This window comes from Micromonospora chaiyaphumensis, from assembly GCF_900091435.1.
Lineage (GTDB): Bacteria > Actinomycetota > Actinomycetes > Mycobacteriales > Micromonosporaceae > Micromonospora > Micromonospora chaiyaphumensis.
Genome location: NZ_FMCS01000011.1, coordinates 37,918 through 53,662, shown reverse-complemented (window position 1 = coordinate 53,662; position 15,745 = coordinate 37,918). Strand labels below are relative to the sequence as shown.

The window sequence follows — 15,745 nt, the reverse complement described above, 5'->3', positions numbered from 1 at the left end:
CCGCCTATCCTGGCCCCGGGCGTCGTCGAGGGGGAGTGCGTGCTGGTCATCCACGGGCTGTGGCTGTCCGGGCGCGGGCTCGCCGTCTGGGCCGAGGACAGCCGGCTGCCGGCCCACGCGTCCCGCCGGCCCGGCCGCGCCCCGCGCGAGCGGCCACACCCCTTCGCCGCCGGCCACGCCGCCCTGGCGGCCGCGCTCGGCGGTCCGCCGGGCGCGCCGGCCTCCGTCCTGCTCGACCTGCCCACCCGGGCCGGCGCGCCGCTGGACTCACCCGAGCTGGTCCGGACCACCGTCGGGGAGCCGGTCCGCGGCCGGGTCACCCGCGCCGGGTGGCGGGCTCCCGCCCTGGTGTACGCGCCGGACGCCGCATTCGCCCTGCTCCGGGCGCTGGAGCCGGGGGAGGCGGTGGCCGGGGCGAGCCTGCGCCACCTGGCCGAGCTGGCCGACTTCGCCGCCGACCTGGTCACCCGGGGCCGGGTCCTGCCCGGCGTGTCCGATCCTGCCCCCGGTGTCGACGCCGTCCGCGCCGATGGGGAATCACGGCGCCTGCGCGTGGTCGACGACTCGGACCTGGTGACGGCGTCCGCTCTCTGGCGTCCGCTGCTCACCGGCACGGACGCGGCCTGGGCCCGCTCGCTGGCCCTCGCCCTGCCTCCGGCCGCCCGTGCCGCCCGCGAGTGGCACGAGGAAGGGGCGGAGCCGGGAGGCATGACCGTGAGCGGGACCGCACCCGGGGAGCTGGTGGCCGAGGCGCTGGACGCGCTGGTCGACGCCGCCGCCCGGGCCGTGCTCGCCGACACCCGGCTGCCCCGGGGCATGCGCCCGAACGGGCCGGTGCCGGCCTGGCTGGCCGCGCTCACCGGCCCGGAGCCCGTCTTCGCCGCCGAGCCGGCCGCCCTGGCCACCCTCCGGGCCGAGCTGGACGCCTGGCAGCGCGACGCCGCGGGCGGCCCGGTGCGGGCGGCGTTCCGCCTGGTCGAGCCGGCCGTCGACCCGGTGGCCGAGCTGGTCGAGGGCGGCGCCTGGCGGGTCGAGTTCGGCCTGCACCCGACCGACGAGCCGGGGCTGGTGATCGACGCCGCGCACATCTGGCAGCGGCCCGCGCCCGCGCTCGCCGCGCGCGGCGTCGACCCGCAGGAGACCCTGCTGGCCGAGCTGGGCCGGGCCAGCCGGCTCTGGCCGGAGCTGGACGCCGCGCTGCGCACCGCCGCGCCGGAGGGGATGGAGCTGGACGCCGACGGGGCGCACCGGTTCCTCCGGGAGGGCGCGCCGGTGCTGCACGCGGCCGGCTTCGGGGTGCTGCTGCCCTCCTGGTGGCGGCGCTCCTCGTCCCGCCTCGGCGCCCGGCTGCGGGCGCGCGGCCGGACCGCGCCCGGCACGGTGGCCGTCGCCGCCGGCGGGCTCGGGCTGGACGCCCTGGTCGACTACCGCTGGGAGGTGGCGCTCGGCGACCAGCCGCTGACCGCCGAGGAGCTGGCCTCGCTGGCCGACCTGAAGTCGCCGCTGGTACGCCTGCGCGGGCGCTGGGTCGAGCTGGACCCGCAGCGGCTCGAGGCCGGGCTGCGGCTGCTCCGCTCCTCCGGCGAGCTGACCGTGGCCGACCTGCTGCGGATGGGGTTGGACGGGTCCGGCCGCCCCGGCGAGCTGCCGGTGCTGGAGGTGGTCGCCGACGGCGCGCTGGGCGAGTTGCTGGCCGGTGAGGCGGAGCGGCGGCTCACCCCGGCCGACCCGCCGCCCGGGTTCACCGGGACGCTGCGGCCGTACCAGCGGCGCGGGCTGGCCTGGCTGGCCTTCCTCCAGTCCCTCGGGCTGGGCGGCATCCTCGCCGACGACATGGGGCTGGGCAAGACCGTGCAGCTGCTCGCGCTGCTCGCCGGTGACCCGCCGGCCGCCGGGGCGACGCTGCTCGTCTGTCCGATGTCGCTGGTCGGCAACTGGCAGCGGGAGGCCGCGAAGTTCGCCCCCGACCTGCGGATCCACGTGCACCACGGCGCCGAACGGGCCCGGGGCGAGGCGTTCGCCGCCGCCGTGCACGGCGCGGACCTGGTGCTGACCACCTACTCGGTGGCCGCGCGGGACGCGTACGAGCTGGCCGGTATCGACTGGCACCGGGTGGTCGTGGACGAGGCGCAGGCGATCAAGAACGCCTCCACCCGGCAGGCCGAGGCGGTGCGGTCGCTGCCCGCGCGGCACCGGATCGCGGTCACCGGTACGCCGGTGGAGAACCGGCTCGCCGACCTGTGGTCCATCATGCAGTTCGCCAACCCGGGCCTGCTCGGCCCGGCCGCCACGTTCCGGAAGAAGTTCGCCGAGCCGATCGAGCGGCACGGCGACGCCGAGGTGGCCGAGCGGCTGCGCCGGATCACCGGGCCGTTCGTGCTGCGCCGGCTCAAGACCGACCCCACGATCATCACCGACCTGCCGGAGAAGCTGGAGATGGAGGTGCTCTGCAACCTCACCGCCGAGCAGGCGGCGCTCTACCGGGCGGTGGTCGACGACATGATGGCGAAGATCGAGTCCAGCGACGGGATCGAGCGCCGCGGGCTGGTGCTGGCCACCATGACCCGGCTCAAGCAGGTCTGCAACCACCCCGCCCAGCTGCTGCACGACGGCTCCGCCCTGCCGGGCCGCTCCGGCAAGCTGGAACGCCTGGAGGAGATCGTCGACGAGGTGCTGGCGGCGGGGGAGAAGGCCCTGCTCTTCACCCAGTACGCCGAGTTCGGCGGGATGCTGCGCGGCCACCTCTCGGCGCGTACCGGCCGGGAGGTGCTGCTCCTGCACGGCGGGGTGGGCAAGGCCGAACGGGACGCCATGGTGACCCGCTTCCAGTCCCCGGCGGGCCCGCCGCTGTTCGTGCTCTCGCTCAAGGCCGGCGGCACCGGGCTCACCCTGACGGCGGCCAACCACGTGGTGCACGTGGACCGCTGGTGGAACCCGGCCGTCGAGGACCAGGCCACCGACCGGGCGTTCCGCATCGGCCAGCGCCGCCGGGTGCAGGTCCGCAAGTTCGTCTGCGCCGGCACGGTCGAGGAGAAGGTGGCCGCGATGATCGCCGACAAGCGGAGCCTGGCCCAGCGGGTGGTGGGCAGCGGCGAGCAGTGGGTCACCGAACTCTCCACCGACACGCTGCGCGAGCTGTTCGCGCTGGAGTCCGGGGCGGTGGTCGAGTGACCACACCGGACGGCGGATCGCGCTTCGCCGAGTTCGGGCCGCCCCGGCGGGTGGAGGGCGGGCTGAGGGCGCGCAGCACCCGGGGCGCGATCGGGCGCTCCTGGTGGTCCCGTCGTTTTCTGGAGGTGCTGGAGTCCTTCGCGCTCGGCACCCGGCTCACCCGCGGGCGGGCGTACGCGCGCCGGGGGCAGGTGCTCCGGCTCGACGTGGCCCCCGGGCTGGTCACGGCCAGCGTGCAGGGCTCGCGGCCGGATCCCTACCCGGTGCGGATCGGGCTGGCCGCGTACCCGGACGAGGTGTGGGAGCGGATCGAGGCGGACCTGGCCGGGCAGGCGTTCTTCAGCGCCCGCCTGCTCGCCGGTGACCTCCCGGCGGAGCTGGAGGAGCTGTTCGCCGCGGCGGAGGCGCCGCTGTTCCCGGCGGCCGTCGGCGAGCTGGACCAGCACTGCGGCTGCCCCGACTTCGCGGTGCCGTGCAAGCACCTCGCGGCCACCTTCTACCTGCTCGCGGAGGCGTTCGACGCCGACCCGTTCCAGCTCCTGCACTGGCGTGGGCGGGCCCGGGGCGAGCTGCTCGACCGGCTGCGTACGCTGCGCGGCGCCGCCGCACCCGGCGGTGCGCCGGCCGAGCCGGCGGCGGTCCCGGACGGGCCGGTCGCGCCGGCGGACGCGGGGTCCGGGCCGGCGGGGCGGCCCGTGGCCGGTGCGGGACGGGTGCTGGTGGGCCTGCCGGCGGTCCCGCCGGACGACGAGGTCGACCGGTTCTGGGTGCACCCGGTGGCGTTGCCGGACCGGCCACCCACCCTGGCCACCGGACCGGAGCTGCTGCTGCGCCAGCTCGGCCCGCCCGGGGCCGCGATCGGCGGCCCGGGCCTCGTCGAACGGCTCCGCCGGGCGTACCGGGAGTTCGGTCGCGAAGCGGCGGGGTCGGACGACCCGCGCTGAGCGGCGCCCCGGTCATAGCCAGCGGCGGCGGAAGCGCCACATGAGGCCGGCGTTGGCGATCAGCACCACGGCGCAGATCGCGCCGGCCATCCGCCCGGCCAGTACGGTCATCGCCGGCAGCGAGGCCCACAGCACGATCGTCAGCAGCATCAGGTACCGGCCTCGGCGGCCCCGGGCCCGGTGGTCGAGCCGGGCGAAGAACTGCGGGTCGCTTTCCCGCAGCTGGCGGGTGATCTGTTCGAACCTGCGCTGATCCTCTTTGCTGAGCATGGCGGTGCCTTCCCCTCACGGCTTCAGCGGTTCGGCGGCATACCCGGATCGGGGGCGGGTCACGCGCCCCGCCGCTGCTGGTTTCCGCGAGCGGGACGGGCCCGGACGCTCCGGTCGGTGACCTCAGCACGGGCTTATCCGTGCCTTAAGTTTCCCTGAGGGGTTGAACGCCGCGAACAGCGCCGGGACCGGCCAAAACGTTACGCCCGGGCGGGGACCGCCCGGGTCGGCCCTGCTCCGGGGGCCGCCGGCCCGGGCCGCTCGCACCGGCCGCCGGGCAGCCGGCCTGAGCACCGTCTTAAGTGCCCTCACGGGTGCCGACGGCGTGCCTTGAGCACCCGGGAGCGCGTGGCTACTTTCCCGTAGCAACTCCTCCGGCAACCGTCGCCGCCCCTCCGCCCACCCCCTGGGCGGCAGGCGTGCCGGCGCTCGAAGAAAACGGGACAGCTACATGGCCGACCTGAACGTGCCACCGCGTCGACCCCGGGACGACCGCGGCTGGGACGGATTCCAGCACCCCCATCCGGACGGGTACCGCGACAACGCCATGCCGTACGCCGGCGGCTACGCCACCTCGGCGCCCCCGGCGTCCGGCCCGCAGTGGGTCGGGCCCGACGGCTTCGCCGGCGGCTACCCCCAGCCGTCCGGCGGGTACGCCCCGCCGCCCGGCCCCGGACTGCCCAACCTGGACGACGACGACCGCGACGAGCCGAGCCGTGGCCGGCGGCGGGCGCTCGTGGCGCTCGGCGGCGCCGCGGTGGTCGCCGGTGGCGCCGCCCTGGGCCTGTCCCCGCAGATCCGGGGCCTGTTCTCCGACGATCCGGTGGCCGGCGACGCGACCGGCACGGTGGTCACCGACGGCACCGCCGCCCGCCCGAGCGGACAGCAGCCCAGCACGGTGCGGACCTACACCGAGCAGAACGAGAGCTACATGGGCTCCCGGGCCGGCGCGGCGCTCAAGCGCAACGCCCCGGCGGGCGGCCGGCTCTTCGCCAGCCCGGCGGCCGCCGCGGCGGCCACCCAGGTGACCGTCAAGACGGTTCTCGCGAAGGACCCGATCCGCCACCTCGCCAGCCGGACCACCTTCGGCCCGACGCCGAAGGTGCTCGCCGACATCAAGCGGCTCGGCATCGACGACTGGCTGCGCCAGCAGCTCCAGCCGGAGAAGATCGCCCCGACGAAGGCCGAGCTGAAGCTGGCCGAGCTGCCCACCCTCAAGCTGAGCCCCACCCAGCTGCGGGACCAGCGGGACCAGCTCAACGAGCGGGGCGCCCAGCCGGAGCGGGAGACCGTGGACGCGACCATCGCCCGGCAGATCTGGTCGGACCGCCAGCTCTTCGAGGTGATGGTCGACTTCTGGAACGACTTCCTGCACGTGGCGGCCGACTTCGACGGCGGCGAGATCTACCGGAACTCGTTCGACCAGGACGTCATCCGCAAGCACGCGCTGGGCAGCTACCCGGAGATGCTGGTGGCCGCCAACAAGCATCCGGCGCTGCTCATCTACCTCAACCAGACCGACTCTCGCAAGGACGCGGTCAACGAGAACCTGGCGCGGGAGAACCTGGAGCTCTACTCGGTCGGCGTCGACGGTGGCTACACCGAGAAGGACGTCCGCCAGGCCGCCATGCTGCAGACCGGGCGGGGCGTCGCCGACGGGAAGTACCGGTTCTTCCCGGAGCGGCACTACCTCGGCAAGGTGAAGATCCTCGGGTTCAGCCACGCCAACAACTCGGCCGACCCGAAGGCCGCCGACAAGGTGATCGACCAGTACATCACCTACATCGCGCTGCACCCGTCGACCGCGCGGTACGTGGCGAGCAGCCTCGCCACCCGGTTCGTCTCGGACACCCCGCCGAAGTCGCTCGTGGACCGGCTGGCCAAGTCGTACACGACCAACAAGGGCCAGATCCGGCCGGTGCTGGCCACGCTGTTCAGCTCCTCGGAGTTCTGGGCCTCGGTCGGCCAGAAGGTCCGCCGCCCCCTGGAGTACCTGGTCGCCACCTACCGCTCGCTGGGCGTGGGGCCGGAGGCGTCCGCCGGCTTCGAGGGCGACAAGCGGCGAACCCCGTTCGCCCAGGGGCTGCGGCAGATCCAGGACAAGCTGCGCGAGCTGGGCCAGTATCCGATGGGCAAGCCCACCCCGGACGGCTACGCCGACGTCTACGTGGCCTGGACGTCGGCCGGCACGATGGTCGACGGCTGGAACGAGGCCGGCGACCTGGTGGGCGCCTACCGCAAGCAGTTCACCTACGTCCGGCCGGAGAGGCTGGTGGCGAAGCCGCCGGCGACCGCCGGGGCGTACGTGGACGCGCTGGCCCAGCGGCTGGTGCACCAGAAGCTGAGCGCCAAGGAGAAGGCCCTCGTGCTCGGCGTCGCCGGGGTGTCGGCCGGCACCAAGGTCGACGCCACCTTCAACGGGGCCATCGCCGCGGTCGCGCGGACGATCCTCGCGTCCCCCCAGCACCACCTCCGGTGAGGCATTCGATGGAGATGACCGTGAACCCGTACCCCCTGCACCCCGAATGCCCCGACCTGCGGCGGCTGGCCGACAACCCGGCCGAGGCGCTGCTGCGCGCGGAGGCCGACATCGTCGCGGCGGAGAGCGCCGCCGAGGCGGACCGGTACCGCCGGCTGGAGGAGCTGGAGGAGGCCCAGCAGGACGGCCGGGGCGTCACCCGGCGCACCTTCGTGGCCGGCGCCGCGGCCACCGCGACCGCCCTGGCCACCGCCCAGTTCGTGACCACCTCGGCGTCGTTCGCGGCGACGAAGACCGGCACGCTGATCCACGTCTTCCTCTACGGCGGGCTGGACGGGCTGAGCCTGGTCGCCCCGGCCGACGACCCGGTGCTCAGCCGGACCCGCCCCGACCTGCTGCTCGGCAACGACTCGCTGGCCCTCGGCCGGGGTTTCAAGCTGACCAGCGCGTTCGCCCCGCTGGACAGGTGGCTCAAGGCCGGCCAGCTCGGCTTCGTGCCGGCCGTCTCCGACCCGCGGCTGTCCCGCAGCCACTTCCAGGCCGCCGACGCCTGCAACCTGGGCGGCCTGCCCGGCGAGACCGGCGGCCGGGGCTGGCTGGACAGCCTGGTCGACACCCTCGGCAAGGGCACCGCGTTCCGCAGCGTCGGCATCGGCAGCACGCTGCCCCGCTCGCTGGTCGGCGTGAACGGCGCGATCTCCCTCAACAGCGTGGGGGAGCTGCGGCTCAACGGCGACGACCGGTTCCGCGCCGCCACCGAGAAGGCGATCCGCGGCCTCTTCACCGGGATCAACCACCCGGTGGAGGAGGCGGTGATCGAGGGCATGGGCGCGCTGGCCACCGCGCAGAAGCTGGCCGCGAAGCCGTACGCGGCCGCCGCCGGGGTGAAGTACGAGGGCGTCGGGTACGCCTTCCAGCAGCTCGCCCAGCTCATCAAGGGCGGGGCGAACGTCCGGGTGGCGACGGTCGGCATGGGCGGCTACGACACCCACGAGAACCAGGGCACCCGCGAGGGCGGCCAGCTCTGGCGCCGGCTCAACGAGCTGGCGAACGCCATGGCGGCGTTCTTCACCGACCTCGGCGACCGGGCCGCCGACGTGACGGTCATGGTGTCCAGCGAGTTCGGCAGGCGGGTCGCCTCGAACCAGGGCGGCACCGACCACGGGCACGGCGGGGTGGTCACCATCCTGTCCGGGCGCAAGCTCGCCGGCTCGCTCCTCGGCACCTGGAACGGGTTGAACGATCTCGACAGCGGAGACGTACCCGAGTACAACAACATGTTCAACGTCTACGGGTCGGTCGCGCAGGGACGGTTCGGACTGACGACCGCGCAGGTGGACAAGGTCTTCCCCCGGCAGAAATACACTCCCGTGAAGCTGTACGCGTGACATACCAGGACACCTGGGCCGCCGGCCGCCGCACCGGGGCATCCGCCCCGTACGGCGGCCGTCCGCCTGCCCCCGTACCCCCCGGCCGGCCGCGTCGCGGGCCCGGTGGGCGGCGGGCGCTGGCCGCCGCCTTCTGGGTCGGCCTGGTCGCCGCGGTCCTGCCCTGGTGGCTCGCCACCCCGCCCGGCTCGCTGGCCGACACCGCCCACGTGCTCACGGCGGCGGGCCGGATCACCGGGCTGGTCGCCGGCTACCTGCTGCTGGTCCAGGTGCTCATGATGAGCCGGCTCGGCGTGCTGGAACGCTGGCTGGGCGGCGAGCGGCTGTCCCGGGTGCACCGGGACGTCGGGGCCACCCTGCTGGTGGCCGTCCTCGCCCACCTGGCGCTGCTGGTGGTCGGCTACGCCGGGCTGGAGCGGAACTCCGTCGTCGGTGAGGTCGGCGCCCTGCTGACCCAGTACGAGGACATGGTGTCCGCCTTCGTGGCGACGGGCATCCTCGTGGCGGTCGGCTGCACCGCGATCCGGGCCGTCCGGCGGCGGCTGCCCTACGAACTCTGGTACCACCTGCACCTGACCAGCTACCTCGTCCTGCTGCTCGGCTACGGGCACCAGTTCAGCAACGGCGCCGAACTCTACGAGCCGGGCCCGGTACGCACCGGCTGGATCGCCGCGTACCTGCTGGTGGTGGCCGCGCTGGTGTGGGGGCGGCTGATCGCCCCGCTGCGCTTCAACCTGCGGCACCGGCTGCGCGTCGCCGACGTGGTCGCGGAGAACCCGGACACCGTCTCGATCTACCTGACCGGGCACCGGCTCAACCAGATCGACCTGCTCGGCGGCCAGTACTTCCGCTGGCGCTTCCTCAACCCGGTCGGCTGGTGGCAGTCGCACCCGTTCTCGCTCTCCGCGGCGGGCAACGGCCGCTGGCTGCGGCTCACCGTGAAGGTCGTCGGCCGGCACACCGCCGACCTGCGGGACCTCACCCCGGGCACCCGGGTCTGGGCGGAGGGCCCGTCCGGCACGTTCACGGCGGCGCACCGGAGCCGGGAACGTGCCCTGCTGATCGCCGGGGGCAGCGGCATCGCCCCGCTGCGGGCCATGCTGGAGGAGTTGCCGCCCGGGGCGGCGCTGATCTACCGCGCCCGCACCCCCGCCGACGTGCTGCTGCACAACGAGCTGGACTGGCTCGCCCAGGCCCGGCACACCTCGGTCTGGTACGTGGTCGGCTCCCGCGACGACCCCGGCCCCCGCCAGGTGATGAGTCCCGAGGGGCTGCGCCGGCTGGTGCCCGACCTGACCCGGCGCGACGTCTACCTGTGCGGCCCGGGCGGCCTGGTCGAGGAGTCCGTCCGGGCGCTGCGCCGGGCCGGGGTGCCGCGCCGGCAGATCCACCTCGCCACCTTCGAGCTGTAGAAAGGCCCCGCCCATGCGTCGCGCGCTCCTCGCGATCACCGGCCTGGCCGCCGGCACCACCGCGCTGGTGGTCCTCAAGGGCACCCCGGGCACCGGCCAGGCCGCCCCGGACCGCCCGGTGGCGCAGGCCCCCGTCGCCGCCGGCGGCTCGGCGGCCCCCGCGCCGGCCCCGAGCGGCGTCACCCCCTCGGCCCGGCCGAGCGCGTCGGCGAAGCCGAGCGCCCGGGCGGGCGCCGGCCGCACCCCCGGCGCCCGCGGCGGCACCACCACCCGGGCCACCACCGCAGCGCCCCGGGCCACCACCAGCGCGCCGAAGGTCAGCACCCGCACGGTGACCGGCCCCACCGTCGCCTACCGCTACGGCTCCCTGCGCGTGCAGATCACCCTGAGCGGCAGCCGGATCGTCGACGCCACCGGCCTGGACATGCCGGTCGGCGGGCAGGAGGGCCTGCGCGCCGACGACGTGCAGGCCCGCTACAGCGGCAGCTCGGGCGAGGTGGTCGCCAAGCAGAGCGCCAACCTGGACACGGTTTCGGGGGCCACCTACACGAGCACGGCCTACAAGCAGTCGCTCCAGGCCGCGCTCGACAAGGCATGACCCTGGTGGCCGCCGCCCGCCGGCCGGGCCTGCGCCGGGTCGAGCAGATCATGGGTACGGCGATCAGCCTGGACCTGGCCGACGACCTGCCCGCCGCCACCCTGCACGAGCTGGCCGGGGACACCTTCGCCTGGCTGCGCGAGGTGGACGCCCGGTTCAGCACCTACCGGGCGGACAGCGAGGTGTGCCGCCTGGACCGGGGCGAGCTGCCGCTGGCCGGAGCGTCGGCCGACCTGCGGGCGGTGCTCGAGCGCTGCGCCGACCTGTGGACCGGCACCGACGGCTACTTCGACGCGTACGCCACGGGCCGGCTGGACCCGTCGGGCTACGTGAAGGGCTGGGCGGCGCAGGTGGCGTCGGACCGGCTGGTCGCGGCGGGCGCCCCGAACCACTGCGTGAACGCCGGCGGCGACGTCCGGGTACGCGGCCACGCCGCCACCGGTGACCCGTGGCGGATCGGTGTCCGGCACCCCTGGGACCCGGCCGCCACCTGTCTCGTGCTGACCGGCACCGACCTGGCGGTCGCCACCTCCGGCGTCTACGAGCGCGGCCACCACGTCGTGGATCCCCGCCGGGGCGCACCGGCCACCGGCCTGCGCTCGGTCACCGTGGTCGGCCCCGACCTCGGCGTCGCCGACGCCTACGCCACCGCCGCCGTGGCCATGGGCGAGGCCGGCATCGGCTGGCTGGACCGGCTGCCCGGCCCGTGGCGGCACGCGGTGGTGACGGACGACGCCCGCCTCCTGCACTCGCGTGCCCTCCCGCTGGTTCCCTGACCGCGCCCGGCGGGCGTCAGCGGAGCGGGCGGTGGGTCGTGGCGGGGCGGGAGCCGCGGGGACGCGAGCCCCGCGGCCGGGTGCCCCACGGGCGGGTGAAGGCCCAGCGGTACGGGCGGCGCCGGTGCGGCGGTGGCTCGGTGCCGCCACTGTGGCGGGCCGCGTCGTCCTCGGACATCCTCCACCCCCGCTCCCGGCGCTTCCTGCGCCTCTCCATCAGGCACAACGAGTGCGACGCCGCGGAGGTCGCTGGCCGCCGGTCAGCAGCCGCGCCGGGGGAGGGGGAGCTGACCGGGGAGCAGGTCGGAGGTGAGCGTGATCCCGGCCGCCCGTAACGCCGCGATCAGCGCGTTCTGCACCAGGTACGAGTCGGGCAGCCGCCAGCGGGCCTGCTCGGGGGCGACGGCCCAGCGGACGGTCCCCTCGGGGAGCCGGGTCGGCGGGGCGGGGATCCACGAGCCGGGACCGTGCCGGACCACGTGGAAACAGTGCTCAAGTTCGGGGCGCAGCGGATCGCCGGGCCGGACCAGGAACATCCAGCGGCCGGTGGGGGTGACCAGCACCGGCCCGCGTACGCCGAAGCCGGCCGGATGGGTGGCGACCGTGTCGAGCACCCGCCGGCCCAGGTGGGCCGCCACCTCCAGCACGTCGAACGCGTGCCCGGTGGGCAGCAGCACCCCGTGCGGACGGCTGCGCCACCAGGTGGCCACCCGGGCCGGGTCGGCGCTGGCCGCGTGCTCCCAGTTCTCCAGGGCGGGATGGCAGCCGACCGTGGGACAGCCCGCCCGGCCGCAGACGAAGCGGCTGTTGGCCAGGCAGGCGCCGGGGGTCACGGCCCAGCCGTGCGCGGCGTACCGGACGGCGACCCGGCGCAGCCGGACCCGTTCCAGCGGCGACAGGTGGGCCACGCGCGGTCCGACATTCCCCCACATGTGCCCCATCCCCTCTCGCCCGCCGGAACCGTCCACACACCACACGTCGAACGCCGTCACTGCCGTAACCCACGCTCGTTGAGCTGACGAACGGCCCGTGCAACTTGCACGAAAACTACGAGAACTGGCCGTACGGCCGACGTACAGACTGTGCGACCAGCGAAAACCTGAAAACCGAAGGACCGTCGCGATTGGTCGACCGGGGGGATCAGCCGGATGCGAGCAGGGGGAGGGATAGTCAGATGGACGAGCTACCCATAGGCCGGCGGGTGGCCTACTGGCGGAGCCGGCGCAAGATGTCCCAACAGGTCTTCGCCGACCGGCTCGGCAAGTCCAAGAGCTGGGTGGACAAGGTGGAGCGCGGCGTCCGGCGGCTCGACAAGTTCTCCGTCGTCTACGAGATCGCCGACATCCTCCAGGTCGATGTGCAGCTGCTTCTCGGCAAGGACCCGGAGCGGCGCACCGACGCCCTCAACTGCATCGACCAGGTCGAGGTCGAGGAGATTCGGGCCGCGCTGGAGCGCTACGACTCGATGAGCGCGTACTTCGACGCGGCGCCCTACCCCCCGCCGCTGAACGACATGCGCAAGGCGGTCAACCACGCCTGGCTCACCTACCAGTACGGCCGCTACGGCATGCTCACCCGCGCCCTGCCCAAGCTGCTGCGCGACGCCCAGGCCGCCGACGCCGGCTACGGCGGCGACCAGGCCCGGGAGGCCGCCCACCTGCTCGGGCAGGTCTACCAGATCGCCTCCTCGGTGCTGCGCAAGCTCGGCGAGTGCGATCTGGCCTGGCTGGCCGCCGACCGCTCGATGGCGGTCGCCCAGCGGGCCGACGACCCCCTGCTCGCCGGCATCGCCACCACCCGGGTCTGCAACGCCCTCGTCGCGATGGGCCGCCCCCGCCCCGCGCTCGAACTCAACGTGCGGATCGCCAACCGGCTGGCCCCCGGCGGCGAGAACGACGTCCGGCCGGAACGACTCTCCGTCTACGGCATGCTGCTGCTCCAGGGCGCGATGGCCGCCGCCCGCATCGGCGACTCGGCGACCGTGGACGACCTGCTGACCGGGGCCGGCGAGGCGGCCACCCTGCTCGGCGGCGACCACAACCACTACTGGACCTCGTTCGGCCCGACCAACCTGGAGCTGCACCGGGCCGCCGCGGCCGTCGAGCTGGGCGACGGCGGCCGGGCCGTGGAGACGCACCACCGCCTGGCCGAGCCCGCGTTCAACGCGCTGCTGCCCGAGCGGCGCGCGCACCACCTGCTCGACATCGCCCGCGGCTTCGCCCAGATCGGTGACGTCGCCAACGCCGGGGACATGCTGCTCCGCGGCGACCGGCTCGCGCCCTCCGAGATCCGTTGCCGGCCCATCGCCCACGAGGTGATGTCGGACGTACTCCGTCGCACACGGGGTGCGCCGCCTTCGCCGATCGCGGAGTTGGCTGAGCATATGGGAGTCGGAGTATGAGCGTGGGTCGGGTCTTATGACCGGCCCGCACACCAGCAACGGGCACCGTCCGGTGCTCTACGTCATCGCCTGCGGTTCGCCGCTGGCCCGTAACGTCGGCCGGCTGGTCGACCTGGCCCAGCAGGACGGCTGGCAGGTCTGCGTGGTGACCACGCCGGACGGCGCGAAGTTCGTCGACCGGACGGCGCTGGCCCGCCAGAGCGGCCACCCGGTCCGCACCCACTACAAGAACCCGGGCGATCCGGACGTGCTGCCCGCGGCCGACGCCATGCTGGTCTGCCCCGCGACGGTCAACACCGTCAACAAGTGGGCCGCCGGCATCGCGGACACCCTCGCCCTCGGCCTGCTGATCGAGGGCCAGGGGATGGGGGTGCCGATCGCGGCCGTGCCGTACACCAACGTGGCGATGGCCGCGCACCCGGCGTTCCGGGCCAGCCTGGCCCGGCTCCGCGAGTGGGGCGTCCGGGTGGTCTTCGGCGACCACGTGGTGCCGCTGCACCCGCCGGGCACCGGGGAGCGGCACCTGGACGCCTTCCCCTGGGCGGCCGGCCTGGCCGCGCTGCGCGGCGCGACGCGCAGCGCGGTCGCCCCCGTCGCCTGAGGTGCGGGCAGGGGCCGCCGGTCCACGCGTCCCGTCGGACAGGGGGCCCCTCCTGCCCGCCATCGGGCATGTCGGTCGTCCGACGCCGGTAAGCTGGCCGGCCGTGAGCACAACCGGATCGCCGCCCACGGTCGCCGACGTGGTGGCCGCGCTGGACCGCCGCTACCCGCCCGCCTGGGCCGAGGAGTGGGACCGGGTCGGCCTGGTGCTCGGCGAGCCCGGCGCCCCGGTCCGGCGGGTCGCCTGCGTGGTCGACGTGGTCCCGGAGACCGTGGCCGAGGCGCTCGCGGCCGGGGCCGACATGATCGTCGCGCACCACCCGCTGCTCCTGCGCGGGGTCTCCTCGGTGGCCGCCACCACGTACAAGGGGCGGATCGTGCACCGGCTGATCAAGGCCGACGTGGCGCTGTACGTGGCACACACCAACGCCGACGTGGCCGATCCCGGGGTGTCCGACGCTCTGGCCGCCCGGTTCGGGCTGACCGGGTTGCGCCCGCTGCATCCGCCCCGCCCCGGCTCGCCCGCCGCCGGGCCCGGCCGGGGCATCGGCCGGATCGGCGAGCTGCCCACGCCGCTGACCCTGGCCGAGCTGACCCGGCGGGCCGCCGCCGTGCTCCCCGTCACCGCCTGGGGAGTTCGCGCCGCCGGGGATCCCGGGCGTATGGTTCGTACCCTCGCCGTCAGCGGCGGCTCGGGGGACAGCTTCCTCGCCGAGGCGACCGCCGCCGGGGTGGACGCGTTCCTCACCGCCGACCTGCGCCACCACCCCGCCGGCGAGCACCTCGCCGCCGGCGGCCCGGCCCTGCTGGACGCCGCACACTGGGCGACCGAGCGACCCTGGCTGGACGACCTGGCCGCCCACCTGCGGGACGAGCTGGGCGTCGAGACCGTGGTGTCCGACCTGGACACCGACCCGTGGACCGTGCACGCCGCCGCGCCCCGACCGGACGACAAGGAGCCCCGACCGTGAAGGCTGACCCGAAGGTGCAGCGCCGGCTGCTCGACCTCCAGGCGATCGACACCGCGCTCGCCCAGCTCGCCCACCGCCGCCGGACGCTGCCCGAGCTGGCCGAGCTGGCGGCCCTGGCGCGCGAGCTCTCCGCGCTGGAGGACGAGCGGGTCCGCGCCCAGGTGGCCGTGGACGACCTCGACCGGGACATCGCCCGGCTGGAGAAGGACGTCGACCAGGTGCGGGCCCGCAAGACCAAGGACGAGAACCGGCTGGCCGCGGGCACCGGCCCGGCCCGCGAGCTGGAGGCGCTCCAGCACGAGCTGGCCTCGCTCAACCGCCGGCAGAGCGACCTGGAGGACGCCGAGCTGGAGCTCATGGAGCAGCGGGAGACCGCGCAGGGCGTGCTGGACGGCGTCGAGCGGCGGATCGCCGAGGCCCGGGACCGGCGCGCCGCGGCCGAGCAGCGCCGCGACGACAGCCTCGCCGAGATCGCCAAGGAGGAGGAGTTCAAGCGCGGCGCCCGCCAGCCGCTGGCCGGCGACCTGCCCGCCGACCTGGTCGCCCTCTACGACAAGATCCGCACGGACACCGGCCTCGGCGCCGCCCTGCTCACCGGCGCCCGCTGCGGTGGCTGCCGCCTCGAACTCTCCGGCGCCGACCTGGCCCGGATCCGGAAGGCCGACCCGGACGACGTGGTGCGCTGCGAGGAGTGCCGGCGGATCATGGTCCGGACCAACGAGTCGGGGCTGTAGC

The 15,745-nt window shown here is 75.1% G+C and carries 13 protein-coding genes; 11 read left to right on the top strand and 2 right to left on the bottom strand.

What is annotated here, in order from left to right; all coding sequences use genetic code 11:
• Positions 1 to 39: 39 nt before the first annotated feature.
• Complete coding sequence (locus GA0070214_RS25845; protein ID WP_091269108.1) at positions 40 to 3,171, top strand: DEAD/DEAH box helicase; 3,132 nt, start codon at positions 40 to 42, stop codon at positions 3,169 to 3,171.
• Positions 3,168 to 4,115: an SWIM zinc finger family protein gene (locus tag GA0070214_RS25840; protein ID WP_244167854.1), complete on the top strand. Its 948-nt coding sequence runs from the start codon at positions 3,168 to 3,170 to the stop codon at positions 4,113 to 4,115. The genes GA0070214_RS25845 and GA0070214_RS25840 overlap by 4 nt, the downstream gene beginning before the upstream one ends.
• Before the next feature lie 12 nt (positions 4,116 to 4,127).
• Here GA0070214_RS25840 and GA0070214_RS25835 read toward each other — a convergent pair whose 3' ends face one another.
• Positions 4,128 to 4,385, bottom strand: a complete 258-nt coding sequence (locus GA0070214_RS25835) for a DUF3040 domain-containing protein (RefSeq protein WP_091269107.1) — start codon at positions 4,383 to 4,385, stop codon at positions 4,128 to 4,130.
• A 451-nt stretch (positions 4,386 to 4,836) separates the two neighbouring features.
• Here GA0070214_RS25835 and GA0070214_RS25830 point away from each other — a divergent pair, with 451 nt between their 5' ends.
• The 5 genes from GA0070214_RS25830 to GA0070214_RS25810 are packed head-to-tail and all read left to right on the top strand — an operon-like array spanning position 4,837 to position 11,038.
• Complete coding sequence (locus GA0070214_RS25830) at positions 4,837 to 6,864, top strand: DUF1800 domain-containing protein (RefSeq protein ID WP_091269106.1); 2,028 nt, start codon at positions 4,837 to 4,839, stop codon at positions 6,862 to 6,864.
• A 14-nt stretch (positions 6,865 to 6,878) separates the two neighbouring features.
• Positions 6,879 to 8,252 (top strand): DUF1501 domain-containing protein, encoded by a 1,374-nt coding sequence (locus GA0070214_RS25825; protein WP_244167863.1) that lies wholly within the window; start codon positions 6,879 to 6,881, stop codon positions 8,250 to 8,252.
• Positions 8,249 to 9,664 (top strand): ferredoxin reductase family protein, encoded by a 1,416-nt coding sequence (locus tag GA0070214_RS25820; protein ID WP_091269104.1) that lies wholly within the window; start codon positions 8,249 to 8,251, stop codon positions 9,662 to 9,664. The genes GA0070214_RS25825 and GA0070214_RS25820 overlap by 4 nt, the downstream gene beginning before the upstream one ends.
• A gap of 13 nt (positions 9,665 to 9,677) precedes the next feature.
• Positions 9,678 to 10,262, top strand: a complete 585-nt coding sequence (locus GA0070214_RS25815; RefSeq protein ID WP_091269103.1) for an FMN-binding protein — start codon at positions 9,678 to 9,680, stop codon at positions 10,260 to 10,262.
• A gap of 50 nt (positions 10,263 to 10,312) precedes the next feature.
• A complete protein-coding gene (locus GA0070214_RS25810) occupies positions 10,313 to 11,038 on the top strand; it encodes an FAD:protein FMN transferase (protein ID WP_091269264.1) in 726 nt (241 codons plus the stop codon).
• 260 nt (positions 11,039 to 11,298) lie between these two features.
• Here the strand turns inward: GA0070214_RS25810 and GA0070214_RS25805 are convergent, their stop codons facing one another.
• The gene (locus GA0070214_RS25805; protein ID WP_208602903.1) at positions 11,299 to 11,979 is read right to left on the bottom strand and encodes a bifunctional DNA primase/polymerase; all 681 of its coding nucleotides are present in this window, start codon (positions 11,977 to 11,979) and stop codon (positions 11,299 to 11,301) included.
• 233 nt (positions 11,980 to 12,212) lie between these two features.
• On the opposite strand from GA0070214_RS25805, the gene GA0070214_RS25800 reads away from it, so the two are divergent.
• The 4 genes from GA0070214_RS25800 to GA0070214_RS25785 all read left to right on the top strand — a co-directional run bounded on the left by GA0070214_RS25800 (position 12,213) and on the right by GA0070214_RS25785 (position 15,744).
• Positions 12,213 to 13,439 carry a helix-turn-helix domain-containing protein gene (locus GA0070214_RS25800; RefSeq protein WP_091269101.1) on the top strand — a complete coding sequence of 409 codons (1,227 nt, stop codon included), beginning with the start codon at positions 12,213 to 12,215 and terminating at the stop codon, positions 13,437 to 13,439.
• Between the two features lie 16 nt (positions 13,440 to 13,455).
• A complete protein-coding gene (locus GA0070214_RS25795) occupies positions 13,456 to 14,040 on the top strand; it encodes a flavoprotein (protein ID WP_091269100.1) in 585 nt (194 codons plus the stop codon).
• 139 nt (positions 14,041 to 14,179) lie between these two features.
• Positions 14,180 to 15,010: a Nif3-like dinuclear metal center hexameric protein gene (locus GA0070214_RS25790; protein ID WP_208602918.1), complete on the top strand. Its 831-nt coding sequence runs from the start codon at positions 14,180 to 14,182 to the stop codon at positions 15,008 to 15,010.
• On the top strand, positions 15,007 to 15,744 hold the full coding sequence (locus GA0070214_RS25785; RefSeq protein WP_091269098.1) for a zinc ribbon domain-containing protein: 738 nt from the start codon (positions 15,007 to 15,009) through the stop codon (positions 15,742 to 15,744). The genes GA0070214_RS25790 and GA0070214_RS25785 overlap by 4 nt, the downstream gene beginning before the upstream one ends.
• Position 15,745 lies beyond the last annotated feature (1 nt).